This window comes from Exiguobacterium sp. AT1b (assembly GCF_000023045.1).
In the GTDB taxonomy this organism is placed as follows: domain Bacteria; phylum Bacillota; class Bacilli; order Exiguobacteriales; family Exiguobacteriaceae; genus Exiguobacterium.
Genome location: NC_012673.1, coordinates 292,352 through 316,033 on the forward strand (window position 1 = coordinate 292,352; position 23,682 = coordinate 316,033).

The window sequence follows — 23,682 nt, forward strand, 5'->3', positions numbered from 1 at the left end:
AACGACCGATATGCGTATACTCATCGTAGAAGACGACCCATCCATTTTACGCCTTGTGAAGGAGACGTTCGAGGATGCGGGTCATGAGGTGTTGACGGCGACGGATGGGAACACAGGCGAAGAACTTTTTACAACGCAACCAATCGATGCCGCAATCGTCGACATCATGCTCCCAGGGCTTGACGGTCGTGAGTTGTGTCGACGACTCAAGGCGACTCTTGATATACCCGTCATCCTACTAACCGCTCTCGATGAATGGGAGGATAAGCGTCAAGGGTTCGAGCTTGGGGCAGACGACTATGTAACCAAACCTTTCATCCCTGAAGAGTTATTGTTCCGATTGCAAGCCGTCTCGCGGCGTTATCAACGCTCGGCCGCTTCACAAATTCAAGCCGGTCCTCTTCGACTCGATTTAAGAGAGTACGAGGTGACGCTTGAAGGGCAGCTGTTCTATCTTCCTAAAAAAGAGTTCGAGCTATTATTTCAACTCGCCTCTTTTCCTGGAAGAGTGTATCGTCGTGAGGAGTTGATCGAGTTGGTATGGGGATTTGATTTCGAGGGGGATGAGCGAACGGTTGATGTGCATATCAAGCGACTTCGTAATCGGTTCGATCACCCTGCTCTGACAATTCGAACGGTACGAGGTGTCGGATACGCACTCGAGGTGAACGGATGAAGACACTCTACACGCGAATCATCGTCACGATGTTCCTGATTTTACTTCTTTCCGGAGCCATCTCTCTGTTGATCAGCAATGTGGCTTATTATACGTGGTGGCAACCTTCCTATAGCGAGAAGACGGAACGGGTCGCCAAAATGGCGGAGTCGTATGTCGAGATCCATACCGATTTAGACTATGATGCCTTCTATACCTTTTTAGCCGCAACCGGATACCAACTGGTCGTCGTGGACTCGGCAGACGAACGTCGACGCTTTGGCGGTGCATTTCGAGACGAGACCATATCTGATACGGTGATTCAGTCCGTACGGAACGGAGCTCCCTATCAGGGAATGCGTGACTTTCCGTTTCATCTCTTCTTGCTCGGATTGTTCGATAATGAATTGACGAACACATATGGATTTACACTTGAAAACGGAGACGTCATCTTTATCCGTCCGGACTTGAGTGCCCAAATCCGCGAGTTACATCTGTTCGTCGGTCTATTTTTCGCACTCGTGACCCTCTTGACATTTGGCCTGATCGCCATTTCGACAAGGTCCTTGGTCCGCCCATTGCAGACGCTCACGAAAGCGACCACATCCGTCGCCATGCGTAAAGCTCCGGAACATCTCCCCGTCGAGCGTCAAGATGAGATCGGGACGTTGGCACGACAATTTCAAAACATGTCGAACGAGATCGATCGGACCGAAGCAAGACAGCGACGATTCGTTTCGAATGTCTCCCATGAATTCCAATCTCCGTTGACTTCCCTAGTTGGCTATGCAGAAAAATTAGCTGACGGTACGGAAGGAGAATCGAAGGAATATGCGCGTGTCATCGAACAGGAGACGAAGCGTCTATCCCAATTGACGAGACAACTGCTGCTTTTATCACGATTGGATGAAAATCCACCGATTCTCGAAACGAACGTGAATGTGCTTCAATCGGTATCCGAAGTCATTCAAATGAACGCCTTCATTCTTGATCAAAAAGGGATTGCCGTCGTTACTGACATCCCACAAGACGTAGTCTTGAAGAGTGACCCGGTTCTACTCGCACAAGTTTGGAACAACGTATTGGTGAACGCCGTCCATGCCTCACGTGATGGAGGCACCATCCACATCACCTGTACCGTTGATCCGGGTATCGTCATCTCGGTTACGGATGAAGGGATTGGGATGGACGACGAGACAAAAGAGCACCTCTTCGACCGCTTCTATCGCGGAGACACGGCTCGAACGAGTCAAGGGACAGGTCTCGGTCTCGCCATCACCTCAGATATCATCGACCTACATGGCGGAAACATCACAGTCGAGTCTAGCCTTGGAATCGGCACCACGATCCATCTACATTTTTGATGTCGTTCATATTCTGTTCATATTGGTTGCGTACACTTCCTTCATCAGCACTTGAAGGAGGTTTTTTTATGCAGTTAGGTTGGAAAGAGATGTGGAGACAGAAAAGAAAGTTCTCCATGTTGTTCGTGATCACATTTTTGATTGTCATGTTGACGACACTCATTACAGGGCTAGCAGACGGCCTCGCATATGATAACGGTTCTGCGTTGCACGAATTGAATGCTACGACGTATCAACTTGATCCAGACTCAGAAGGTCAATTGACACGATCGTTTATAGACGTCACAGCGAATACTTCAAACGAAACGATGAGCGTCCGACCGCTCACGGTCACAATCGATGGAAAAAAAGAAGAGGTGACACTATTCGCTCTTCCAAAAGATAGCAATATCGGTCCTGTTTCCGCTCTTAGAAAAGGTGAGGTCGTTTTCGATCCTAGTCTTTCAGAAAATCTTGGATTAGGTGATTCCTTAATCGACTTCGCTTCCAACTACCGGTTTACGATAGCCGGCGAGGCGTCTGGTCGTTACAGTCATGGACCGGTGATTTACACGACGAACGAGACGTGGTTTGATTATTTGAATCAATCCGAACAACGTCCATATGTATCTGCTGAGATTGGAACGGAATCCACGATGTCCGATGCGCTCGTCATGAGTCAACAAGATTTGATTGAGTCGGTTCCTGGATATAGTGCCGAACAGAGCACATTCACGATGATGCGTGCCTTTCTGCTCGTGATCGGAACGTTTATTTTGACCGCGTTCTTTTATTTGTTCACGCTTCAAAAGTTACCTGAGCTCGGAATTCTGAAGGCAATCGGCCTCTCCCCACGTATCATCGGACGGGCACTGCTCTTTCAGGTCATCGTCATCGTGTCGGCCGCAGTCGCCACATCGATCGGGGTCATGTACGTCGTCGATGCGTTGATCCCATCATCATTGCCGTTTCTCGTCGACTTCGGTCATCTCGCGCTATTCGGATCCATGTTCATCTTCTTATCTGTTCTTGGTGCGTTGTTGCCGTTATGGAAACTCCGTCAAGTCGACGCAATTGAAATCATAGGAGGGAAAGCATCATGAGGTTAAGCCATGTATCACATCAGTTTGACGGTCAGCTCGTATTGAATGACATCGAGTTACATGTCTCACCGGGGGAATGCGTCGCCATCGTCGGTCCGAGCGGTAGCGGGAAGAGTACGTTGTTATACATCCTCGGTCTGTTGCGAAAACCGGATCAAGGAGCATTTTTGATGAACGAGCGAGACGTATTCGAATTAGATGAGGAACAACGTCGTCTGTTACGCCTGCATGAAGTTGGGTTCGTGTTTCAACAGGCCCACCTCATTCCCTACTTGACGGTGCTCGAACAACTAGAGCTGATTCAAGAGAAGAAAAAGTTGGATGCGAAGCAACTGTTGACCGACCTCGGCTTAGGGCACCGTCTGCACCATCTCCCGGCGACCTTGTCAGGAGGTGAAAAGCAACGCGTGGCCGTCGCTAGGGCCCTCATCAACTCCCCGCAACTCATTTTGGCAGATGAACCGACGGCGAGTTTGGATTATGAGAATGGACGTCTTGTAATGGAACTCTTGGCCAAACAAGCACATGAGGAAGGAAGACGTGTCGTCGTCATCACACATGATGAACGCATGCTCGATGTGTGTGATCGTGTCCTTCGCGTGATTGACGGTACCTTGACCGAGCTCAACAAGGGAGAAGGGCATCACAATTAATTTGATGTAGCTGATGAGTGAGCCATCCTCCAAGGCGAATGGCAACACGGATTGATCCATTTTCCGAAATGGTCGCCTCTTCGATGGTCATCAGTCGTTCGATGATATGATTCGATTCGAGTCGAATCCCCGAGAGACAGGAGAAAGCGCGGACGATTTCCTCTGGTCGACACTCGACTAGACGCGCAATCTCTTGCACCTCGGTGAGGAGGCTTGTTTTGTTGTATAGAAAATACCGGTCGAGTATAACATCAAATACGAGTCCGACAACCCGTTCATCACCCTCAAGCGTCCACGAGAACGTCACTCCTCGCTCAAGCGTTCCCTCTCTGTCGCTCAACACCCTTTGAATCATTCGATAAATCTCTGACCTCTCCATGTAGATGCCCCCCACCCTCCTGCTATTGTCACTTCATCATACCGTTCTCTACCTAATCTTTCGATGTGCCGTCATTCATCTAATTCACCTGCTTATGTTACGTATGCCCTCCCCTTATGTAAGAAAACAGGACCGTATCGAGTCGTTTCGGGTACAATAACGTTGAAAGGAGTCGGTATCAATGCAACGAAAATGGAAAATTGGATTAGCATCACTTTTCACAGGTTATTACGCAATCAGCTACTATGCCTTCAAACGAATGACGCGAGGCAAACGAAAGACTCCGGAGATGTTACTCGCTCCATATACGGACGAAGATCGCACCTTTTATCATGACTTACCGTTCGAGCATGTCTCGATTCAATCGCGTGATGACTACCGCCTCTACGGGCGTATCTATCGGAATGAAGGGTCAAAAAAGTGGATTGTGTTCGTACATGGATATACCGCATCACATAGTTTCATGGCCCCTCACCTCGCCATGTTCCATCGACTCGGCTACAACCTGCTTGCCGTCGACTTGCGCTCACACGGGGAGTCTGAAGGGATTTATGCCTCATACGGTTTCCATGAAAAAGTCGATATGATCGACTGGGTGGACTGGTTGAAGAAAGAGGAAACAGTCGATCAAGTCGGGCTTCACGGCGTCTCAATGGGAGCGGCCACCGTCTTGCAGACGACTCCGCTCACAGACGTCGACTTCGTCATCGCTGAATGTCCGTTTGACGATATGAAACAATTGATGCGTTATCAACTGAGAGAGTTACACCACATCCCAGCCGAACTCATTTTACCGGGAATCGACTATTTCCTTTGGTCTCGTGCCGGCTTCACGATGAGACAAGTCCAACCGAAAAAGGCCGTCACGGAAACGACGACCCCAATCCTATTCGTGCATGGTTCAAAAGATGATTTCGTGCCGACGTGGATGTCGGTCGAAATGAATGCCTTGAACCGAAAGAACGATTTGTTGTTAATTGATGGGGCAGAACATACCGATTGCATGATCAAGGACGCTCTCGCCTATGAGGAGGCGGTCACTCGCTTTTTGCATCGACATGGATTGGACCGGCAATCAAATCTAGAAGTACATGTAACACCATGACCGGCCAAAGGACTCCCATCCCTAAATAGAGGATGCCTAATCCGAATCCAACAATCCCTGTCGTAAATACTCCCTTTATCCCTTGATAGGCGTGGGCCACGCCGAAAAGGGCGCCCCCGATTAGGGCGAGAGTCACATCTGGCACCTCGATATAGAGGGAAATCGTGTATAGCAGGACTCCTCTGAATATGAATTCCTCGGTCACGCCAGCCGTGACCGAGACGGCGTTCCACGCCTGTTCTTCTGCTTTTGTCCGGGGTAGTAGCAACTTCTCTAAATCGAGCTCATAGTAAGGGCGTAACACATGTCGGAGACGTGCTGAAGTTTTGACCAACAGATAAAAGACGAGTGTCACGGTGACTAGGATGCATGACAAGTAAAAGACTTGCCAAGCCTGTTCGTTCCCCGCTTCTGGTGCGAATGTCAATCCAACTTTTGCTGGCGGTACTTGAAATAAAAAGATGAGGGCGACAATCAACAAGGTCAGTCCCCATGCCGACTTCACGGTTTGTTCGTAAACCCATGCCCGTCCTCTCGTTTCAATCAAGGGACGAATCAATTTGGCATTGAAGATCTGAACGATCAGCATGTAGCCGATGATGGCTGTAAAAATCAAACGTTCGAGCATCCATATCCACTCCTGTCCTTCCTCTTAGCTATATGCTACACTATTCGGGTATTGTCTAAAAGCTAGGAGGCGGTATCTTGAAACGTATGATGCTGCGACTGACCGGTTTCATCATTGTGCTCGTGCTTTTGCTCGGGGCAGTCGGCTGGCTCGGTCAACATGATAAAGTGAACAATGGATTGTATCGAACCTATTATGGAGAGAACGGTGTCCCGAACACGCATCTGGCCGTCTATCAAGACGCTGCTGACACGTATGACGTGGACTGGCGCCTACTGGCTGCCGTTCATCGGGTAGAGACCATCTTCTCGCACAGTTCTTCGATGCGTTCGTCTGTCGGTGCGATTGGACCATTTCAATTCATGCCCCGCACTTGGCTCGGTTGGGAATATGACACCGATGACCAAAAAGGCGATGTCCCAGAAGACGAAGTAGATTTGACGGACCTTGCCTTGATTGAGCAGTATGGTGGACTCGGTCGCGACGGAAACGGCGATGGAAAAGCTGACCCACACAGTCTAGTTGATTCTGCGCACACGGCGGCGTATTATTTAAGTGAACACGGTGGGAAAAAGACAGATTCGGTCACGTCCGTCCGAAACGCCATCTTCGAATACAATCGAAGTGAGCAATATGTCAATGATGTCATGACGTACTTCGAGAACTATGAATCAAGCGTGACGTTCATGCCTGATGAGCGTGATACGCTTAGTCAACGAGTTGCTTATTACACGATTCGATATGTCGAGTGGTTTAAATCGCTCGGCTGATGCTTACATGAAAAAGTGAGGAATGGAAATGAACACGCATGTAGAAGAAGTAACCATCCGCGTCAAATCAATCTTCAATGAAGATAAAACGAAACGCTATATGCGAACGTATGAGTTCACCGATGTGGAGGATGGCGTCATCTGTGCCGTCATCATTTACTCGCCGCGGATGAGCGATGCCTTTTTGTCCGGCACGACGACACAGCGTGCTTATATGTTGATGCAAAATCATTTGTCACAACCGATTCGAGAAATGCGGGTCATCAGTCTCGTCCCGACACTCGCCATCAATGACAACCTTCCATACGTGGAGTCTCAACTCGATGAGACGAACTACCATTACGTCGAAGAGACGTTACAAGAGGTAGAGGCGAGCGGCGGGATGATCATCGTCGGTTGGGGGTCTCCAGGTCGCTTGATGCACCATGCGACATCTTACAAATCCCTCTTTGCGGATTATGAAGCGAACATGTATTGCATCGGTACGACAGCTAAAGGCGAGCCACAACAGATTCGAATGGCCAACGAGAATACCGTGCTCGAGGCGTTCAACAACGAATCGGTCAAACCGAAGTTTCGCATCGTGAAAGAAACGAAGAAAGACGACTCTCCGTGAGTCGTCTCAGGCTGTTGATGAATCAGATTGCCATGTGCGATTTGATTCTTTTTTTATGTTTAACGAGTTCGAGGCATTCTGTGCGAAGTGGACGTAGCGTTTACCAACTTATTTCTTCGCTTAGACCGTTTCGAAGAATAGATCAGGCTATTTCTTTGGAAGACGAGGCGCCGGAAGGACGAGTTCGAACATGTTATTTGTCAACAAGCTGACGACTCTCCGTGAGTCGTCTTTTCATATGCCGATCCAAATGGAAAGGCTAAACAGTGTGAAGAATATACCGGACCATATGTAATCGGACGGTTTGACGTCAATCCGCTCATAGACGGTCCGTTTCCCACTCGTGAATCCCCTCGCCTCCATAGAGAAGGCGACCCGTTCCGCACGTCGGATCGAACCTGCCAACAGCGGGAGAAGGAGTTTCGGTACATGTCGAATCCGTTCCCATTTCGTATCGAGCGGAACGCCGCGAAGACGATGCGCGTATTGAAGCTGATACATCTCCCGTTGCATCAACGGAAGGAAGCGGAATCCAACGAGCGCGCTATAGGCAATCGTCGGTGAAAGCCTCGCCTGTTGCATCAAACTCATGACGAAACGTTTCGAATCGGTCGTCAACATGAAGAGAAGTGACAACACGGTGAACGCCAATACACGGAGACTAAGAGACGTAGCGACGCGCGCCTCTTCTTTTGAGATATCTTGACCGAGAAGCGTCACCCACGTCTCTCCCCCGAGCTCCTTCCCAAACACGAGCGACGTCCAAAACGTCCCGAGCGCCGTGACGAGAAATGGGGTCAAGAACAGGCTCCACTTCTTCCAGGACACGTCCGTCGCCAGCAATTGAATCGTCAACGTACCGACGATGATGACGAGCGGGGTCCACGGGTTATAGAGCAAGGCAAGCCCGAACATGATGATCGTCATCGTCACAAACTTGATCGTCGGATTCATATCATGGAGTGACATCGCTTTCGACCTCCCGTGAGTCGATAATGACGAAGTCTCTCCGTGTCCTGCCAGAGCTCATCTCCGAATGGTCCTGAGAGTTCCCCGTCCTTCATCAAATAGAACGTATGGGCGATATTGGCGAACGATAAGTCATGGGTCACGAACAAGATCGTCTGTCCCTTTTCCGCATGTCGCTTCATTAAAATCTCTAGTGCATGGAGTGACGGTTCATCTTGGCCAGCCGTCGGTTCATCGAAGGCAAGCAACTGTTTGTTAGATAGTAACTGAATCCCGACGGCGAGTCGTCGCTTCTGTCCATGACTGAGTGACAATGGATGGAACACTCGTTTATCCTCGAGGGATAGCTCCTCTAGTACGTTATCAATCGATTCCTCATGACCAAACTGTAGCTCTTGCTCGACCGAGTTCATGAAAAATAAGTGTTCTGGAGATTGAGGGACGAGTCCGACCCGGCGGTCAGACTCCGTCAAACTTCGTAAAAACGTCGACTTTCCACTCCCATTTGGTCCCAATATGGCAATCACTTCCCCGATACGAGCTGTTAGGGTCACTCCTTTTAATCGAAATGTGTCACGCTCCACCTCGTCGACCACATAGTGTTCGACTGCTTGTCGTGGTAATGACGATCGTGTGAATGAAAAATCATCGACCGGTTGAAACGGCTCGTTCCTTACAATCCGTCCTTGATCGAGTTCGATGTGCCAATCAAAAAAGTCTCCCCACAAGTGCGCGCGATGTTCGACAACGATGACGTTCACGTTGTCCAAGTGATCGAGCCAGTCGACGAATCGATTCGCGGTCACTGGGTCAAGGTGTGTCAACGGCTCATCGAGAAGCAACCATTCCGGTTGTCCGACCATGGCGCAAGCGACGGCGATCCGCTGTTTCTCCCCTCCTGACAAGGAATCGATGTGACGATTTCGGTATTCGGTCAGTTGGAGTGACTCGAGAATCTCCGTCACGCGCTGATCGATGACCTCGACCGGCGTCTGCAAATTTTCGAGTGTGAAGACGAGTTCCTCTTCCACCCGTTCCATCACGAACTGCGTGTCCGGGTCTTGGAATACCGTCCCGACCCGCTGATTGATCTCGCCTGGTGCGTAGTCGTCGTGTGAGCGTCCCAGTAGTTCGAGTCTGCCTTCCAGGATCCCATCACAATTCTCTGGATAGAGACGGTTGAACAGCGCGAGCAGGGTCGACTTCCCGCTTCCGCTCGCCCCTGTCAAAATCGTGCGTCCAGGTTTTATGGATAGTGACACATCTTTTAAGATGGTGTCCAGACTTTCTGGGAATCGGAATGAAAGCGATTCTGTCTCAACCATGGACGTTCCCACTCCGAGCGATCGCATAGCCACGAAGCGACCCCGTCTTGAGCAACAGGTCACTGAGCAACTTCCCACCGATTCCTGCGATGACCATGCCACTGACCGCCCGCAGCCCGAACATCGTCGCTACATATCCCGGTTCGAGCATCGCAAATCCGCTCATGAAGTAAGTGTACACGAAACTCGTGACGGCCGAGCCAAATCCAGCAAGCATGAGAACCCAAAGCTCGTATCGACGATAACCTGTCATCGCAAAGACTGCTTCCGCCCCAAGACCTTGGACGATGCCGACCAAGATGATGCGCGGTCCGATTGCATTCCCAATCAACATTTCAATCGTCGCTGCCATCACCTCCGAGATGAAGGCCGCACCCGGCTTCCGAATGATATACGCCGAGATGATTGACACGATGAACCAGATACCGAAGATCCATTCATAGGCGATCGGTCCAATCAACCCTGCCCATAAGTTCCCGATATGAACAAACAATAAGTAGACGACGGCAAAGACGACAGACAATACGGAGACGAGGACGACCTCTTTCAATTTCCACGATTTAAGCATGTTGTCCTCCATGTGACGGACTGTTCACACTGAACGTCACCGTCATGACGACGTGTCGATTCTTCTCGCGTGTCCGGTTGAACGCCGACTCGTAATACGAGAACACATCATCCAAGTTCCCATGAATGCCTGACGCGTAGTGCATGGAGTCATTATAGACACCCGCCTGTTTCGCTTGCTCGATTTCATCATAGATGAGATCCATATAGTTCTCCGCCCCCATCGGATAAAGCGCGAACTGTGACGAGACATACTGTTCTCTTGAAATTCCATTCAGTGGTTGTGGTGGTGCCTCGAGCACCTCATCCCCTGCCGAATCTCCCGGACATCCGACAGAGAAGGTTCCGCTCATCGAGACATGGCGTCCTTCCTCCGAAGCCAGGCTTAAGACGGTCCGTGCGACGTCGAACACGTGCTCGGCGCGACCTCGGATCACGGTCGACACGTCATCCGTATGTCGCCACACACCCGTCATATTCGTTCCTTTCAATGCCCCTTTGATCGTCCCGACAAAGTCATCTGTCATCGGGCTAAGCGTGAAGCGAAATCCGACAATCGGACTCGTGCCACATGATTCATTCATCTTGTTTCCCCCTCTATATATGTTTGCATAAAAAAAGCCGCATTCATGAGAATGCAGCAACAAAATCTATACAAACTTGCATAGAGAAAGTGCCGCACTTCCTCACGCCAGTATTACCTGGATCGAGTTATAAGGGATCGGAGCCATGCTCACATCTCAGCCGAAGCACCCCTAGTGCAGTCATTGATATGCGGTTACTTATGCAGTCACAGTATAGCGATGTTTCGTCAGTTTGTAAACGGTCAATCTGAATAGGTGACGAGTTGGCCAGTACCAGGAAGTGGGTCATGGAACGAATCCCACTCCGCTACCATCTCCTCATCCGTCAACAAACAGGCGTCAAGTGATTGCTCGACCGCATCCCGGTCCATCCGTTGACCGATAAGGACCAATTCGTTCTGTCGGTCTCCGTACGGCTCGATGTAGTCCTCGCGCAGTTCCGGTTCTGAGGAGAACATGGCCTCTCGTTCACTCTCGGGAAGGGTCGCTAACCAACGACCGGCATGTTCGAGCGTCGATGCGTATCCGGCCTGGGAGAAGAGACAGGCAAGGTCGTTCCGTGACGCAATCCACAAGAAGCCTTTGGCGCGGACGATTTCTTCAGGGTAATGCTCCATCCAATTCATCAAACGCTCAGGATGGAACGGTCGACGACGACGGTAGACGAACGAGCTGATGCCATACTCTTCCGTTTCCGGCGTATGTTCTTCTGCCTCAAGTTCTTGAATCCATCCCGCCGCACGCATCGCCTGATCGAAATCGAACAACTGGACGTCGAGTAGATCGTCTAACGCTACGTCGGAGTACGTTGAAGTCAATAATCGGGCGCTCGGGTTGAGTGTCTTAAGTAGCCCCTTCATCTCCTGCAGTTCCGCTTCAGACACCCGGTCTGCCTTATTCAACACGATGATATCCGCAAATTCGACTTGATCGACGAGTAGGTCGACGACTTCACGGACATCTCCTGTATCGACGGCTTGTTGACGTTCCATGAGCGATTCACCAGAATTGAAATCTTTGAAGAAACGATACGCATCGACGACAGTGACCATCGCATCGATATAGACGCGGCTCGTCAAATCGATTCCGAGCGCATCATCGGCATACGTGAATGTCTGCGCAACGGGAATCGGTTCAGAGATACCAGAAGACTCGATGATGATGCCATCGAGGTCGCGATCCTTTGTCAACTCATAGACCGCTGTCAGCAAATCCTCACGTAGGGTACAACAGATGCACCCGTTCGAGAGTTCGACTAATTTTTCATCGGTACGGGAGAAACCACCCTGTTCAATCAATTTCTCATCGATGTTCAACTCGCTCATATCGTTCACGATGACCGCATATTTTTTATCTTCCCGGTTATGTAAGATGTGGTTGAGCAGTGTCGTCTTTCCGCTACCAAGATAACCCGAGAGTACTGTAATTGGAATTCGTTTCATATTGATGAACCTCCATTAAATCGTAATCATTACTTTTTATATATTGAAACGACTGATTCGATTTGTCAACAAAAAAACACGCCATATGGACGTGTTTTGAAAAACATGCTTTTATTCTTCCAACGCTTTTCGTTCTGCTTCCGAGCGGGGATAGGCGTTCGCTTGCCACTCCGCCCGATAGATGGAGTCGAGTTGCGTCAACCCGACCTCATCCTCGTCCTTGTCAGAATCGACACTCGGCACCTCGTCCCATTTCGGGTCGAGATAAGAATGATCTTCTTCCCGCGCTCGATTTTCTTGCAACTTTTGAATCCCCATCTTGACCGCTGCCGCAACTGCCAACCCAATACCCGCTCGAACTAACAGTCGTTTCACCATTGCATGTCCTCCTCAACGCCCAAAGCGATAGAGCGGCATCCCTTTCACCTCTGTATCGATGATAAATACCGATCCAGCATCCGGATATTCGGCTAACGCTTCCTCATCCATCCCCTCACGAGCCGTCGTGATGGCCAATCGATTGAGCCCATCCCCGATGAAGGCGCAGGATGTGACATTCGGTGCAGGAACGTGAACTTCTAACAGCTTTTCACCGGTTGATGGATTCCAGCGAGATACTTTGCTTCCGGCGTAATGCGCAATCCATAAACATCCTTCCGTATCTGATGTCATACCGTCTGGGAAGCCATCCTCGTCCGCGAAATCGATGACGACCTTTCCATTTGATAACGTACCCGCCTTCAAATCGAAATCATATTGGCGAATCGTTTCAGTCGGTGTATCGATATGATAAAAAACGGAATGGTCAGGAGACCACGTCAACCCGTTCGAAAGTGTGAGCTCATCCATGAGTGTCGTCGTCGTACCATCCCGATCGACACGATACAATGTCGCTTGATTCTCTTTGTCTTCGAGATGAAGTGTTCCGGCGAAGATTCGACCGTATGGATCGGCTTTTCCGTCATTGAACCGCAATTGACCGTCCGGATCATCCAACTCGACAATCTTCTTCAAGTCCCGATTGATCTCATCCCACTCATAAATGCCGTCCTTCAAACCAAGGACAACGCCATCCGTCACTTTCGGAATGACGAAACCGACTTGTTTCCCGACTTCAAACGACGAGATTTCATCCTCACGTTCGTCATACCACCACAATGTATGGCCTTCGATATCTACCCAATAAAACCGCTTCAGCTCGGCATCCCAACACGGACCTTCACCAAGCGTATTTCGTACACGAATCCACAACGACGCATCTACTTTCTCCATCACTTAGCCTCCACTCTATCCATTAGTTCAGAAATCTATTCCCCTCTCGCATTGGGTCTATGCATGAATCCAGAAAATCGTGTTGGATTTTCACCGTCGTCCGTTCGTTTTGCTATAGTGAAAGAAACGTAGCGAGGGAGTGAATGGCTTGTCGAAATGGGATGAACGATTTAGTTCGGAAGAGTATGTGTATGGGACAGAGCCAAACGAATTTTTACGCGAATGGGTCACGTCTCATCAACCAGAAAGAAAACGCGTATTGGCCATCGCGGAGGGCGAAGGTCGAAACGCGGTATGGCTCGCCACGCTCGGCTTTGAAGTCGAGATGTGGGACGCTTCTATAGTAGGGCTCGACAAAGCGAAGCGCTTGGCGACGTCACGAAACGTATCCATTCAGACGAAACAGATCGACTTGAATGAAGCCGATTGGCCAAACGAGGCGTATGACATGGTCATCTGTATCTTTGGCCACTTTCCTCCACATGTCAGAGAAAAGGTGTTCACGGGTATCCAACAAACGCTTCAACCTGAAGGTTTGTTCCTGAGTGAAGTCTACTCTACACATCAACTCGCTTACGGGACAGGTGGACCAAACGACGCCTCACTTCTTTACACCGAAGAGATGTTCCACCAACTAGAGGACGATTTCGTACCGCTCGTCTTACATGAGACGGTCGTCTGGCGAGAAGAAGGCACGCTTCATCACGGCGAATCTGCTGTGATTCAATATGTCGGGCAAAAACGGTAAACGAACGGCCTTTTCGTTTAAACGAGCCCAGTTTTATGGACTGAGTAACTCGAATTCTATTCGGCAATCAGATGGCTCCGGTATTGCTCCGGGGTCATCTCTTTTATATTCCGCTGTTTGTGTTCGTTGCTGAAAACAATTCTGTATAGGAGTGTCACAAAGCAAAGAAGGCTAGTCATTTATCACGTATCCTTCGCAGTCATATAGATGTGATGTTTTACGACAATGGTGAATCTTCGGCGCTCTGAACCGCTCACAATACCAATTGAAAATTATCTACTTACAAGAAAATATCTATTTTCTCATTTTATAAATTGAATAGGAATGAATGTTATCTTTCTTAACCACAATACAGAGATAAACACTTATTCTTCATAAATTACTGATTGTCTAATGAAAGTGCCATTGAGATGAATTAGATCATCATTATGGAAAATTGTTAGTGATTATACAAAAGGTTTTTCATAATATTTGGCATTGGTAAAATTACAACTATGGTGTAAAATTACACTAAAGCAGTACATACTGAAATGAGAAGGGGTATTTCCATGAAAATGATTAAAACATTTAGTTTTTGGTTTGTGTTAGTCTCTATATTTGTTTGTTATTTGAATTTTACCGACCAGGATGATAAAGGCCTATTATTCTTTTTCTTCGGATTAGATCCAATCCTATATCATATGGTTTACAGTGAAACATTTCGAAGTTTTATATTTGATGAATCAGCTGACGAAATTTTGTGGGGAGGCTATCTTCTTCGAGTGACAATCGGCTTGTTTTACGGTCTAACTCTAGATTTCATACTGTATCGGGTAAAAAATAGGAAGAAACATAAAGGAGGAAAGTGAATGAAGAAGCCTTACTTGTTATTGGTTATCAGCCTTCTAACAGCAACAATATTGTGTGTTTTTGGTCAAGGGATCGCCTACTTTTTAAGTGATCACGTTGTTGATACCTATCCGATTTACTATCTTACAGGGTTGACCATCTTAGGATGGATATTATATTTGTTAAGTTTCATCATGTTCTTGATGTTTCGTATAGTTTTTAAGATAAAAGACTCTAACTATATACAGTATCAGGGATTTATCATGATTGGATTTATTTCGGCACCGTTTGCTGTTAGTTGGTCATTCTTTGTCGTTGCCATGTGGTGGGGTTAGGTTTTACTTATGATGAATTATAAAATTAAGTGCAACACTCAAAAGTGAACACAAAAAACCTTGACGCTTTCCTTGTGTCGAATGAAGTTATCACACAAATATTCAGACGTAGGAAATCTCATGAGCCACACCACCTTACCACAATAAAACGTGTGAAGTAGAGACCTATCTGGAGCTCGGAATGTCCATCCGGTCCATCTCAAGACGGGGCCGCTACGAGAAGTCGAAGGCCAATTGTGACGCAACGACGAAGCTCGACGACAAGACGCGCCGGGCGAACATCGGGAAGCTGCGAGCGAGCTAGTCGCCGGAACAAATTGTCTTCTCCACCATCTATCGTTAGATCAATTCGAAACGAATCGACTTGCCACGACCGTGCTCCACCAAAAAGGGAAACGTCAAAAACCCTGAATGAGCACTTTTTATCAAGTGTCTATCATTCAGGGTTCAGTTCAATTTCCCGGAGAGGCCATTTTTTACTTCGCGCCTTCGACGTTCATATGCTTACTGCGGAGTTGTCCACATGCCGCATCGATGTCTGTCCCGTGCTCGAGACGGACACCAGTGTTGACGCCACGTTTTTTCAAGATATCGTAGAACGCCATGATGTCCTCAGGCGTGCTTCGCTCATATTGGATGTGCTCGTTGACCGGGTTATATGGAATCAAGTTGACGTACGACTTGTCTTTGATGTCTTCGATCAAGTCGGCGAGTTCTTCCGCATGTTCCGGCAAATCGTTCACTTTCGAGAGCAGGATATACTCGAATGTGATTCGTTTATTCGTCTTCTCGACGTAATAGCGAATCGACGGCATGAGTTTATCAAGCGGGAACGCCCGGTTGATTTTCATGATGCGAGTACGTAATTCATCGTTTGGCGCATGTAGAGAGAGCGCCAAGTTGATGCGTAAGTCGAGGTCTGCGAACTTGTAGATCTTATCCGCGAGACCACTCGTCGACACGTTGATTTTACGCGGAGCAATCGCAAGTCCACGCTCATCTTTGACGACAAGTAAGAAATCGACCAAGTTGTCGAAGTTATCGAACGGTTCACCGATTCCCATAACGACGATATGGCTGACGCGGTCCCCTTCACCCTCTTCATCGAGGAAGTGTTGGACGGTCATGATCTGCTCGACGACCTCACCCGCCGTCAAGTCACGTGTCTTTTTCAACAAGCCGCTCGCACAGAAGCTACAGCCGATGTTACAACCGACCTGAGTCGTCACACAGACCGAACGTCCGTATTTGTGACGCATGAGCACCGTCTCGATGTAGTGCCCGTCATGTAATTTAAGTAAGAATTTGACCGTCCCGTCGCCCGCTTCTTGTTTGACGAACAGTTCTTGTGTTGAGATGACATATTTCTCTGTTAAGTAATCACGCACCTCATCACGTACATTGAGGTCGTCCATCGATTTGACCCGGTCGATGTAGAGCGAGTCCCAAACTTGACGTGCGTGGAAAGCACCGTATCCCGCTTCCGTACACTCGTTTGTGAGTTGATCGAACGTCAACCCGTATATAGATGATTTCATTGTAATCTGTCCTTTCTCTAATCCGCATACGTACCATTGTAGCGGACGTGAGAGACGGGTGCAACTTACGAATAATCTGGAGGCGTCGGTCGTGTGACGAACTGTTCGAACGCATATGCGACTCGGATCAAATCACGCTCCGCATAGCTCGTCCCCGTGAACGAGAGACCGAATGGGGCACCGCTCTCTTTTCGTTTATAGGGTATTGTAATCGTCGGATGACCCGCTTTTGCAGCCATGTCATAGTTCATGTCATGTGGCAAGACGAGTGCGTCCAGTTTATGCGACGCAAGCAATGCATCAATCCCTTCCGTTTTCGCGAGTCGGACATCCTCGATGCGACGGTTGAGATAGTTTGCTTCAGTCAGTTTTCCAGATTTGGCGTTCGCTTCTTCAAAGATGGTCTGGCCGTGCGGAATCGATTCAGGATGTTCCGCGTTCCACTCGATCAAGTCGGAAAGTGTCTTAAACGGCACGGTCGTATTGGCAAGATACGCCTCGACCCCGAGCTTGAATTCGTCGAACAGGATGTCCGCCTGCTCTAGCGCCTCATGCTTCGGCAGCGTGACCTCGACGAGTTCGACCTCGGCTTGCCGTAGCAATCGGAGCGCCCCTTCATACAATCCGACTTCTTCTTCTGAAATGTCTGGTTTGACGAACCCGACACGCATCCCGACCGCTTGCCTCACATCGAGACATGTCACATAAGGCGGTCCGACTGGAGTTTCCCACGTCGCAGGGTCAGCCGAATCTTCACCACACATTGTCTGTAATGCGATGACCGCATCACGAAGCGTACGCGCCATCGGTCCCGCCGTATCTTGAGAACGTGAGATCGGGATGATACCGGAGCGACTGATCAATCCGACGGTCGGCTTGATCCCGACGATGCTGTTATGGACACTCGGATGGACGATTGAACCGCTCGTCTCAGACCCGACTGCGAGAAGCGTGAGGTTTGCCGCGACCGCTGAAGCCGACCCTGAGCTTGATCCCCCTACATCTAACTTGTCGCCGTATGGGTTCATCGTCTGTCCACCGACGGCACTCCAGCCGTTCGGCATATCTTCCGTTAAAAAGTTCGCCCACTCGGACAGGTTCGCTTTCCCCAAGATGATGGCCCCGTCAACCCGCAAGCGTTTGACGAGCTCGGCATCTCGAGCGGCGAAATGATGTCGCATCGCGGCAGCGCCCGCTGTCGTTCGCATCAGACCGTTCGTCTCGATATTGTCTTTGATTAAGACGGGAATGCCGAGTAGCGGTTTGCGTACCCCCTTTCGGTAGGCCCTGTCTGCTGCCTCTGCCTCGAACAGGGCGTCCGGATTGACTTGAATGACGGCGTGAAGCCGTTCATTATACGTCGCAATCCGTCCTAAATAGTAGGCGGTCACGTCTCTCGCCGTGAATTCTCCTTCTTTATACCCACGATGCGCACGCTCAATCGTCAGTTCATGTAATTGGATTTGTTCCATCATGCATTCCTCCTTTACCTCTCTCCCTTTATTCGTGCTCTACGTCTGATTTCCTTTTCGTATCGCCAAGTCGATGTGTTCTTGATACACTTAAGAAAAAACAGGAGGTCCCAATGACTCGCTCCTATATCTTTGTGTTGCTTGCCGTATTCGGTCTATTTTTCTTACAGCTATACGGGGAGAATGTGCCGTATGGTACGCTCATTTCCATCGGGTTGATTGGATTCATCATCGTCTTGACGGTTTTTCAGTTGAAACGAAAACCGAATCATTGACGAATGTATTTTGAGGGTGGTATGATGCTCTCACCAACTACATATCGATATCAAGAGTGAACGAGAGATCTGGCTCCGCGACTTCACAGCAACCTGCCTTAGGCAAGGTGCTACGACCAGCAAGGGAAACCTTGGACGATATGACGAAAGCGCTCATGTCATCCGACGTGAGCGCTTTTTTGTTGAATGACGATTTGGAGGGAACGACAGTATGGAAAAAGCAACATTCGCAGGCGGCTGTTTTTGGTGCATGGTGACACCATTTGAAGAATTACCAGGGATTGAAGGTATCGTGTCCGGCTATATGGGCGGACAGGTCGACAATCCAACATATGAACAAGTGAAAACCGGGACGACGGGGCACCTCGAGGTCGTTCAAATCACATATGATCCAGCATTATTCTCGTATGAACGTCTTCTTGAGCTGTATTGGATTCAGACAGACCCAACGGACGATGGTGGTCAATTCCAAGACCGGGGACCTCAGTATGCCCCAGCCATCTTCTATCACACCGAAGAACAACGAGTCGCGGCTGATGCGAGTCGCGATGTGTTGGCAGCAAGTGGTCGATTCACGGCTCCGATCGTCACGAAAATCATTCCGGCGACGACGTTCTTCGCTGCAGAAGACTACCATCAGGATTATCATAAAAAGAATCCGAAGCATTATAAGGAGGACCGGGCCATCTCGGGACGCGACGAGTTTATCGAGGAAAACTGGACGAAAACCGTATAACGGTCATCAGACGCGAATGTTAGCATTCGCGTCTTTTAATTAGCACATTAATCGGGAATTGGGAAATAACCGTTCATACATCCGAAAAGGAGGACTCATATATGAAAACAAGCACGAAACTCATCATCGGTGTGATTGGCGTAGCCGTAATCACTGTTGCCTGGTGGCTCATCTCCCCACTATTCTTAACCGAGACGGTCGATGAAGGATTGCCGCCGACAGCAGTCGAATCACCAGCTCCAGAGGAAGAGGAATCAGATCAAGAGACGTCCGAGACACCGGAAGCACAACCGAGTCCAACCGAAGTAGCGGGTGTGTTCATGGACGGGGAGAAAAATTATGAGACGACCGGCACGATCCGCTCGGTCGAGGCAGAAGACGGAACGTACCTCCGATTTGAAGAGTTCGAGACGACGAACGGTCCTGACTTATACGTCTATTTGACGAAACCAGGGCAAGAGACGACCGAAGGCGTCAGTTTAGGGGCGCTAAAAGGGAACATCGGGAATCAAAACTATTTAATCCCAGAGGGTGTGAATCTAGAAGAGTACAATACCGTCGTCATCTGGTGTCGTGCGTTCAGCGCGACGTTCGGGACGGGTGAACTGACTGGATCAAGTGAATAAACGGACTGAAGGGTGGCTGAATGAATCGGCTACCCTCTTTTCATTTGAAATCGGCTGAAAAAAGAATGATTTTTCATCCAACCTCAAATGAGAACATGCTATCCTATATGTAAATAAGTGTAATTCAATTGAGGAGGTATGATTATGGAGCAGACTGTGTCACAAACGTACAAACACTATTTTTGGAAACGTTTCTTTCTATTCTTCCTTCCATTGATGGTGGTCGGCATATTATCCGAACCGATGATCATTCAGAATCCATTCGAAGAGCTCGAAGACTACGGGGCCTTCCTATTCTTCTTCGTATTTTACATCATCATCCTAGGAGGCTTGGCAGCTTTTATCGTTTCAATCATGTGGCGGATTAGACAATTCAAAGTGAAACATTAATCACTCTATTTATCTGTGGTTAATGCGTTTCGATTCTTTCTTAACTATTCATCTGCACGAGTGATTGATCATCTCAAGTCGTTTCCTATCCAATTTTCCAACCGCTGTATAAGGCAACTCCTTCACAAACACGATTTCTCGAGGAATCTGATATGTTGTCACTCGTTCGCGCAACCAGCTCACTAGTGTTTCTTCTGTCAATACTTCATCATACACCTGTACATATGCCTTCAAAATGTGACCCGCGTAAATATCCTCTATCCCGATGACGGCGGCGTCCTCGACATTCGGATGGTCGCGCAAAACCGTCTCGACTTCCCCAGGATAAATATTGTTTCCAGCCGAGATGATTAAGTCGTCTGTTCGTCCACACAAAAAATAATAGCCGTTCTCATCCCGGTATCCGACATCACCCGTTTGAATCCAGCGGTTCTTCCTGCTTTGCATGGACCACTTATTTCGTATGCAAAATTCCCCGATGGCGCCTGGCTCGACTTCCGCTCCATCTTTCACTACCTTTAAGTCCCCTCCCGGAATCCTTCTCCCAAGCGTGTTCGCATCATAATGTAAATCTTCTGGTGTGGCGATCAGATTCAAGCCCGCTTCCGACGTCCCATAGAGATTGTATAAGACGCTCCCCAACTCGTTATGGACTTCACGGACTAAAACGGGATGAAGCTTCGCACCACCGGACGCGATACAAGCGAGAGAATGAAGTGATGTAGGATTGTGTCGTAACATTTTGTGGATCATGAGCGGGACGACCGTGACCACTTCTACCTTGTGTCGCCGAATGAGGTCACAGGCTCTCTGCACATCAAAGCTCTCTTGAATGACGACCTGTTTCCCTAGCGCTAGAAAAGATAAAAGGATGGCGATGCCGTAGCCATGGTAAATCGGGGTGGCAATATAGGCAGTGTTGAATGACGGCAACTGCAACTGGTTCAATAAAGCCGTGAATGGAGCTAGAAAGTGAAAGAGGGATGGTCTATGAGTCACCTGTTTCGGTTTTCCGGTAGTACCGCCGGTCAACAGCACGAGTTTCCCGCTCGATGCGGCCGGAAGCTTTCCTTTTTTATGTCGCTTCGAATCCGATAAACTATTGATTGATACCTTTTCCTCATGATAGCTGACAAGAGTCGAACGTTCGTAAGACGAGTTTTCAATTAAGTTTTCAAACTCATCATCGTAAATCAAAAGATCGAATGGCTGTTCTTCTACTAGTCGGTTGAACTGCAGTTGACTCATCGATGAATGAAGCATGTAGATGTCTGCACCGAGTCGTGAAGCCGCAAACATCCCTTGTACGAAAGACGCGTGGTTCTTACAAAGAAAGGCCACTTTTTGTCCCTTTTTAACCCCATACTGATCAGCCAAATGATGAGCAAGGTGTTCACAGCGTGACTTTAGCTCTTGATACGTCACTGTTTCTCGGCTATCAACTAAAGCCGTATTTCGACTCCCTGCTCTTTCAGTCAATGTAAAAAGAAGCATCAAGTTGATTCCATTTTGACGGATTGCGACGAATAGACGACCTAGGTTCGATGGTGATAGAAAATGGAGCTGCGACAAGACTTTCAATAACTTAACCATTCCTACTGTCACGCTCCTTTCTCTTAAGTAATGCAGGGACCATCCAGTCTATCGGTCTTCTGAAAACAAGTGACGTTACTTGACCGAGGAACAACCACCACGGCTTATATACTGTTCGTTTCGTATACAAAGCATGTCCGATCAATTCTGCCACATGTACCGGTGACATGGCAGGTGAATGCTTATAAGCCAGCGTCGGTTTAATCATCGGAGTTTTTACTAGCGGTAGATATAGAGTCGTCGTGGAAATATTTTTGATTGTGAGTTCCGGACCCGCAGAGCGAAACCACGTATCGAACGCGGCTTTTGATGCCTGATAGGCCGCCCAGTGAGGAAAAGGATGAAGTAACACATTGATGGTCGACACATTGACGATCTGCCCGTTCTTCTTTTCGAGCAACGGAATGAGCGATAGCATCAATTGTACCGGAGCAAAGTAATTGATCGCCATCGTCCGAGTGAAGTCATGGTATCGATCGAATGACTCAATGATGGGACGATTGATGGAGATTCCAGCATTGCTGACGAGAACATCCAATCCGTCCGGTAGTTGATGGAGATACGCCAGCAAACCATTCCGTTCCTCCTCAATTCGAAGATCTGCCGGGAACACGGTCACCGTGGCTGACCCCTTTTCGATTTCAGACTTCATGGCGTTCATGTCTGATTCTCTACGGGCAACGAGAATCAGATGTGCGGTTGTATCCGCTAGTAAAAAAGCGAACGCCTGCCCGATTCCTGAGCTCGCTCCAGTAATCAATATCGTTTTCCGATCTAATTCTGATTTCATTTTCTGATGATCGAAGGAAGGAAATCGGAATAGGAGTCTCTCTAGTAACGTGTAATCATACATATAGACAGCACCTTTTTTGATTTTTACAATAGAACAATCATGAATTGAATAAATCTGTATGTTTAGAAGCAAAATTACTGTTCTCGTATACATGTAATGCCAAATGATATGTAACAATTTAACGAACAGAAAATGAAGTTCCCAAGATGAACGTCAGCCTTAATTACTTCAATGACTATAAAAATCCAGCAAATCTAAATCTTCACTACATTTATAAAAGAAGCTTGGACCAATCATGGCTTTGATCTTTTCAGATAGCTGATAGTACGAGGGATCATCAATCAAATTCATCAACTGGAATACATACCCTTTGTTAAATGCAACTCCATCATAACAATTATAGTCTTTGACCCCATTTGGAATAGAAACTGAATTCACGCACAACAATTCATCACTCCAATAATTAAGCCATTCCACTTCCTTAACTTTAGAAAAACCTGTTTCGTACATGAGATCCTCTCGTTCTTCAATCCTTCTAGATATTGATGCCTGGAATGGACCCCACTCTCGACAAATTCGATCAAATAACCGAATCCATTTGTCCATTTCATTCAGAAAATTTGTCTTGCTGACCACAAAAACGAAACCAACATTTCCTGGTAAACCATCTTTCAAGTTATGAATGTTGAGATACCCTTTACTATTTTTCAATCGACAAATAAAGCTGTAAAAATCATCGTCACCTTCTGTCCACATCTTCACAAAGGTGTCATTTGAAAACTCAGTTCTAAGTGGTTCGTAAAATCCCATCTTTCCGATTTCAATCTGAAACGTATCGAAGATATTTAGCATCTGTAATGCCCATTTTTCATTCTCTAAGTCGTGAAAAAAGTTAAAACTAAGCCTTACTTCTCTCATATATTTTCAACTCACCCTG

At 48.1% G+C, this 23,682-nt stretch carries 27 protein-coding genes and 2 riboswitches; of the genes, 13 read left to right on the forward strand and 14 right to left on the reverse strand.

Features of this window, described 5'->3' with window-relative positions:
- The first annotated feature begins 10 nt into the window (after positions 1 to 10).
- The 4 genes from EAT1B_RS01605 (at position 11) to EAT1B_RS01620 (ending at position 3,754) form a co-directional block, all read left to right on the forward strand.
- Positions 11 to 676: a response regulator transcription factor gene (locus EAT1B_RS01605; RefSeq protein WP_012726376.1), complete on the forward strand. Its 666-nt coding sequence runs from the start codon at positions 11 to 13 to the stop codon at positions 674 to 676.
- Entirely contained in the window at positions 673 to 2,019 is a 1,347-nt protein-coding gene (locus EAT1B_RS01610; RefSeq protein ID WP_012726377.1) for a cell wall metabolism sensor histidine kinase WalK, read from the forward strand. The genes EAT1B_RS01605 and EAT1B_RS01610 overlap by 4 nt, the downstream gene beginning before the upstream one ends.
- A 68-nt stretch (positions 2,020 to 2,087) precedes the next feature.
- Positions 2,088 to 3,101: an ABC transporter permease gene (locus EAT1B_RS01615; protein WP_012726378.1), complete on the forward strand. Its 1,014-nt coding sequence runs from the start codon at positions 2,088 to 2,090 to the stop codon at positions 3,099 to 3,101.
- A complete protein-coding gene (locus tag EAT1B_RS01620; RefSeq protein ID WP_012726379.1) occupies positions 3,098 to 3,754 on the forward strand; it encodes an ABC transporter ATP-binding protein in 657 nt (218 codons plus the stop codon). The genes EAT1B_RS01615 and EAT1B_RS01620 overlap by 4 nt, the downstream gene beginning before the upstream one ends.
- Here EAT1B_RS01620 and EAT1B_RS01625 read toward each other — a convergent pair.
- Positions 3,726 to 4,133 carry a hypothetical protein gene (locus tag EAT1B_RS01625; protein WP_012726380.1) on the reverse strand — a complete coding sequence of 136 codons (408 nt, stop codon included), beginning with the start codon at positions 4,131 to 4,133 and terminating at the stop codon, positions 3,726 to 3,728. The genes EAT1B_RS01620 and EAT1B_RS01625 overlap by 29 nt on opposite strands.
- A gap of 181 nt (positions 4,134 to 4,314) precedes the next feature.
- Between EAT1B_RS01625 and EAT1B_RS01630 the strand changes: the two genes are divergently transcribed.
- Positions 4,315 to 5,238: an alpha/beta hydrolase gene (locus tag EAT1B_RS01630; RefSeq protein ID WP_012726381.1), complete on the forward strand. Its 924-nt coding sequence runs from the start codon at positions 4,315 to 4,317 to the stop codon at positions 5,236 to 5,238.
- Here EAT1B_RS01630 and EAT1B_RS01635 read toward each other — a convergent pair.
- On the reverse strand, positions 5,171 to 5,866 hold the full coding sequence (locus EAT1B_RS01635) for a CPBP family intramembrane glutamic endopeptidase (RefSeq protein ID WP_012726382.1): 696 nt from the start codon (positions 5,864 to 5,866) through the stop codon (positions 5,171 to 5,173). The genes EAT1B_RS01630 and EAT1B_RS01635 overlap by 68 nt on opposite strands.
- Before the next feature lie 86 nt (positions 5,867 to 5,952).
- Here EAT1B_RS01635 and EAT1B_RS01640 point away from each other — a divergent pair, with 86 nt between their 5' ends.
- Positions 5,953 to 6,636 carry a lytic transglycosylase domain-containing protein gene (locus EAT1B_RS01640; protein ID WP_041918041.1) on the forward strand — a complete coding sequence of 228 codons (684 nt, stop codon included), beginning with the start codon at positions 5,953 to 5,955 and terminating at the stop codon, positions 6,634 to 6,636.
- A gap of 28 nt (positions 6,637 to 6,664) precedes the next feature.
- Entirely contained in the window at positions 6,665 to 7,252 is a 588-nt protein-coding gene (locus EAT1B_RS01645) for a DUF1643 domain-containing protein (RefSeq protein WP_012726384.1), read from the forward strand.
- A gap of 234 nt (positions 7,253 to 7,486) precedes the next feature.
- On the opposite strand, the gene EAT1B_RS01650 is transcribed toward EAT1B_RS01645, so the two are convergent.
- The 7 genes from EAT1B_RS01650 to EAT1B_RS01680 all read right to left on the reverse strand — a co-directional run bounded on the left by EAT1B_RS01650 (position 7,487) and on the right by EAT1B_RS01680 (position 13,411).
- Positions 7,487 to 8,221, reverse strand: a complete 735-nt coding sequence (locus tag EAT1B_RS01650; RefSeq protein WP_012726385.1) for an energy-coupling factor transporter transmembrane protein EcfT — start codon at positions 8,219 to 8,221, stop codon at positions 7,487 to 7,489.
- Complete coding sequence (locus EAT1B_RS01655; protein WP_081432697.1) at positions 8,203 to 9,573, reverse strand: ABC transporter ATP-binding protein; 1,371 nt, start codon at positions 9,571 to 9,573, stop codon at positions 8,203 to 8,205. The genes EAT1B_RS01650 and EAT1B_RS01655 overlap by 19 nt, the downstream gene beginning before the upstream one ends.
- Complete coding sequence (locus EAT1B_RS01660; protein ID WP_012726387.1) at positions 9,539 to 10,114, reverse strand: ECF transporter S component; 576 nt, start codon at positions 10,112 to 10,114, stop codon at positions 9,539 to 9,541. The genes EAT1B_RS01655 and EAT1B_RS01660 overlap by 35 nt, the downstream gene beginning before the upstream one ends.
- A complete protein-coding gene (locus EAT1B_RS01665; RefSeq protein WP_012726388.1) occupies positions 10,107 to 10,697 on the reverse strand; it encodes a YkoF family thiamine/hydroxymethylpyrimidine-binding protein in 591 nt (196 codons plus the stop codon). The genes EAT1B_RS01660 and EAT1B_RS01665 overlap by 8 nt, the downstream gene beginning before the upstream one ends.
- Before the next feature lie 82 nt (positions 10,698 to 10,779).
- A riboswitch (TPP riboswitch) is annotated at positions 10,780 to 10,880 on the reverse strand.
- A gap of 59 nt (positions 10,881 to 10,939) precedes the next feature.
- The gene (locus EAT1B_RS01670) at positions 10,940 to 12,139 is read right to left on the reverse strand and encodes a GTP-binding protein (protein ID WP_012726389.1); all 1,200 of its coding nucleotides are present in this window, start codon (positions 12,137 to 12,139) and stop codon (positions 10,940 to 10,942) included.
- Between the two features lie 111 nt (positions 12,140 to 12,250).
- Complete coding sequence (locus tag EAT1B_RS01675; RefSeq protein ID WP_012726390.1) at positions 12,251 to 12,517, reverse strand: hypothetical protein; 267 nt, start codon at positions 12,515 to 12,517, stop codon at positions 12,251 to 12,253.
- 12 nt (positions 12,518 to 12,529) lie between these two features.
- A complete protein-coding gene (locus EAT1B_RS01680; RefSeq protein ID WP_012726391.1) occupies positions 12,530 to 13,411 on the reverse strand; it encodes an SMP-30/gluconolactonase/LRE family protein in 882 nt (293 codons plus the stop codon).
- Positions 13,412 to 13,550: 139 nt separating this feature from the next.
- On the opposite strand from EAT1B_RS01680, the gene EAT1B_RS01685 reads away from it, so the two are divergent.
- Positions 13,551 to 14,159: a class I SAM-dependent methyltransferase gene (locus EAT1B_RS01685; RefSeq protein ID WP_371149665.1), complete on the forward strand. Its 609-nt coding sequence runs from the start codon at positions 13,551 to 13,553 to the stop codon at positions 14,157 to 14,159.
- A gap of 848 nt (positions 14,160 to 15,007) precedes the next feature.
- The gene (locus EAT1B_RS01695) at positions 15,008 to 15,322 is read left to right on the forward strand and encodes a hypothetical protein (RefSeq protein ID WP_012726394.1); all 315 of its coding nucleotides are present in this window, start codon (positions 15,008 to 15,010) and stop codon (positions 15,320 to 15,322) included.
- Between the two features lie 476 nt (positions 15,323 to 15,798).
- Here EAT1B_RS01695 and rlmN read toward each other — a convergent pair whose 3' ends face one another.
- Entirely contained in the window at positions 15,799 to 16,860 is a 1,062-nt protein-coding gene (gene rlmN / locus EAT1B_RS01700; RefSeq protein WP_012726395.1) for a 23S rRNA (adenine(2503)-C(2))-methyltransferase RlmN, read from the reverse strand.
- 65 nt (positions 16,861 to 16,925) lie between these two features.
- Positions 16,926 to 18,332, reverse strand: coding sequence for an amidase family protein (locus EAT1B_RS01705; protein WP_148209438.1), 1,407 nt, complete (start codon positions 18,330 to 18,332; stop codon positions 16,926 to 16,928).
- Positions 18,333 to 18,445: 113 nt separating this feature from the next.
- On the opposite strand from EAT1B_RS01705, the gene EAT1B_RS15980 reads away from it, so the two are divergent.
- From EAT1B_RS15980 to EAT1B_RS01725, 4 genes are all read left to right on the forward strand, one after another.
- The gene (locus tag EAT1B_RS15980) at positions 18,446 to 18,607 is read left to right on the forward strand and encodes a hypothetical protein (RefSeq protein ID WP_012726397.1); all 162 of its coding nucleotides are present in this window, start codon (positions 18,446 to 18,448) and stop codon (positions 18,605 to 18,607) included.
- Positions 18,608 to 18,651: 44 nt separating this feature from the next.
- Positions 18,652 to 18,751, forward strand: a riboswitch (SAM riboswitch).
- 67 nt (positions 18,752 to 18,818) lie between these two features.
- A complete protein-coding gene (gene msrA / locus EAT1B_RS01715) occupies positions 18,819 to 19,343 on the forward strand; it encodes a peptide-methionine (S)-S-oxide reductase MsrA (protein ID WP_012726398.1) in 525 nt (174 codons plus the stop codon).
- A gap of 101 nt (positions 19,344 to 19,444) precedes the next feature.
- Positions 19,445 to 19,969 (forward strand): DM13 domain-containing protein, encoded by a 525-nt coding sequence (locus EAT1B_RS01720; RefSeq protein WP_012726399.1) that lies wholly within the window; start codon positions 19,445 to 19,447, stop codon positions 19,967 to 19,969.
- A 144-nt stretch (positions 19,970 to 20,113) separates the two neighbouring features.
- Positions 20,114 to 20,359: a hypothetical protein gene (locus EAT1B_RS01725; protein WP_012726400.1), complete on the forward strand. Its 246-nt coding sequence runs from the start codon at positions 20,114 to 20,116 to the stop codon at positions 20,357 to 20,359.
- Between the two features lie 48 nt (positions 20,360 to 20,407).
- On the opposite strand, the gene EAT1B_RS01730 is transcribed toward EAT1B_RS01725, so the two are convergent.
- From EAT1B_RS01730 to EAT1B_RS01740, 3 genes are all read right to left on the reverse strand, one after another.
- Positions 20,408 to 21,952 carry an AMP-binding protein gene (locus EAT1B_RS01730; protein WP_012726401.1) on the reverse strand — a complete coding sequence of 515 codons (1,545 nt, stop codon included), beginning with the start codon at positions 21,950 to 21,952 and terminating at the stop codon, positions 20,408 to 20,410.
- The gene (locus tag EAT1B_RS01735) at positions 21,945 to 22,742 is read right to left on the reverse strand and encodes an SDR family NAD(P)-dependent oxidoreductase (RefSeq protein ID WP_237708259.1); all 798 of its coding nucleotides are present in this window, start codon (positions 22,740 to 22,742) and stop codon (positions 21,945 to 21,947) included. Before EAT1B_RS01735 ends, EAT1B_RS01730 begins: the two co-directional genes overlap by 8 nt.
- Before the next feature lie 231 nt (positions 22,743 to 22,973).
- On the reverse strand, positions 22,974 to 23,663 hold the full coding sequence (locus tag EAT1B_RS01740) for a hypothetical protein (protein WP_012726403.1): 690 nt from the start codon (positions 23,661 to 23,663) through the stop codon (positions 22,974 to 22,976).
- Positions 23,664 to 23,682: the final 19 nt, after the last annotated feature.

Coding starts and splice junctions, on each gene's coding strand:
- EAT1B_RS01605 (WP_012726376.1), top strand. CDS start 11: ATGCGTATACTCATCGTAGAAGACGACCCATCCATTTTACGCCTTGTG.
- EAT1B_RS01610 (WP_012726377.1), top strand. CDS start 673: ATGAAGACACTCTACACGCGAATCATCGTCACGATGTTCCTGATTTTA.
- EAT1B_RS01615 (WP_012726378.1), top strand. CDS start 2,088: ATGCAGTTAGGTTGGAAAGAGATGTGGAGACAGAAAAGAAAGTTCTCC.
- EAT1B_RS01620 (WP_012726379.1), top strand. CDS start 3,098: ATGAGGTTAAGCCATGTATCACATCAGTTTGACGGTCAGCTCGTATTG.
- EAT1B_RS01625 (WP_012726380.1), bottom strand. CDS start 4,133: ATGGAGAGGTCAGAGATTTATCGAATGATTCAAAGGGTGTTGAGCGAC.
- EAT1B_RS01630 (WP_012726381.1), top strand. CDS start 4,315: ATGCAACGAAAATGGAAAATTGGATTAGCATCACTTTTCACAGGTTAT.
- EAT1B_RS01635 (WP_012726382.1), bottom strand. CDS start 5,866: ATGCTCGAACGTTTGATTTTTACAGCCATCATCGGCTACATGCTGATC.
- EAT1B_RS01640 (WP_041918041.1), top strand. CDS start 5,953: ATGATGCTGCGACTGACCGGTTTCATCATTGTGCTCGTGCTTTTGCTC.
- EAT1B_RS01645 (WP_012726384.1), top strand. CDS start 6,665: ATGAACACGCATGTAGAAGAAGTAACCATCCGCGTCAAATCAATCTTC.
- EAT1B_RS01650 (WP_012726385.1), bottom strand. CDS start 8,221: ATGTCACTCCATGATATGAATCCGACGATCAAGTTTGTGACGATGACG.
- EAT1B_RS01655 (WP_081432697.1), bottom strand. CDS start 9,573: ATGCGATCGCTCGGAGTGGGAACGTCCATGGTTGAGACAGAATCGCTT.
- EAT1B_RS01660 (WP_012726387.1), bottom strand. CDS start 10,114: ATGCTTAAATCGTGGAAATTGAAAGAGGTCGTCCTCGTCTCCGTATTG.
- EAT1B_RS01665 (WP_012726388.1), bottom strand. CDS start 10,697: ATGAATGAATCATGTGGCACGAGTCCGATTGTCGGATTTCGCTTCACG.
- EAT1B_RS01670 (WP_012726389.1), bottom strand. CDS start 12,139: ATGAAACGAATTCCAATTACAGTACTCTCGGGTTATCTTGGTAGCGGA.
- EAT1B_RS01675 (WP_012726390.1), bottom strand. CDS start 12,517: ATGGTGAAACGACTGTTAGTTCGAGCGGGTATTGGGTTGGCAGTTGCG.
- EAT1B_RS01680 (WP_012726391.1), bottom strand. CDS start 13,411: ATGGAGAAAGTAGATGCGTCGTTGTGGATTCGTGTACGAAATACGCTT.
- EAT1B_RS01695 (WP_012726394.1), top strand. CDS start 15,008: ATGAAGAAGCCTTACTTGTTATTGGTTATCAGCCTTCTAACAGCAACA.
- rlmN (WP_012726395.1), bottom strand. CDS start 16,860: ATGAAATCATCTATATACGGGTTGACGTTCGATCAACTCACAAACGAG.
- EAT1B_RS01705 (WP_148209438.1), bottom strand. CDS start 18,332: ATGGAACAAATCCAATTACATGAACTGACGATTGAGCGTGCGCATCGT.
- EAT1B_RS15980 (WP_012726397.1), top strand. CDS start 18,446: ATGACTCGCTCCTATATCTTTGTGTTGCTTGCCGTATTCGGTCTATTT.
- msrA (WP_012726398.1), top strand. CDS start 18,819: ATGGAAAAAGCAACATTCGCAGGCGGCTGTTTTTGGTGCATGGTGACA.
- EAT1B_RS01720 (WP_012726399.1), top strand. CDS start 19,445: ATGAAAACAAGCACGAAACTCATCATCGGTGTGATTGGCGTAGCCGTA.
- EAT1B_RS01725 (WP_012726400.1), top strand. CDS start 20,114: ATGGAGCAGACTGTGTCACAAACGTACAAACACTATTTTTGGAAACGT.
- EAT1B_RS01730 (WP_012726401.1), bottom strand. CDS start 21,952: ATGGTTAAGTTATTGAAAGTCTTGTCGCAGCTCCATTTTCTATCACCA.
- EAT1B_RS01735 (WP_237708259.1), bottom strand. CDS start 22,742: ATGAAATCAGAATTAGATCGGAAAACGATATTGATTACTGGAGCGAGC.
- EAT1B_RS01740 (WP_012726403.1), bottom strand. CDS start 23,663: ATGAGAGAAGTAAGGCTTAGTTTTAACTTTTTTCACGACTTAGAGAAT.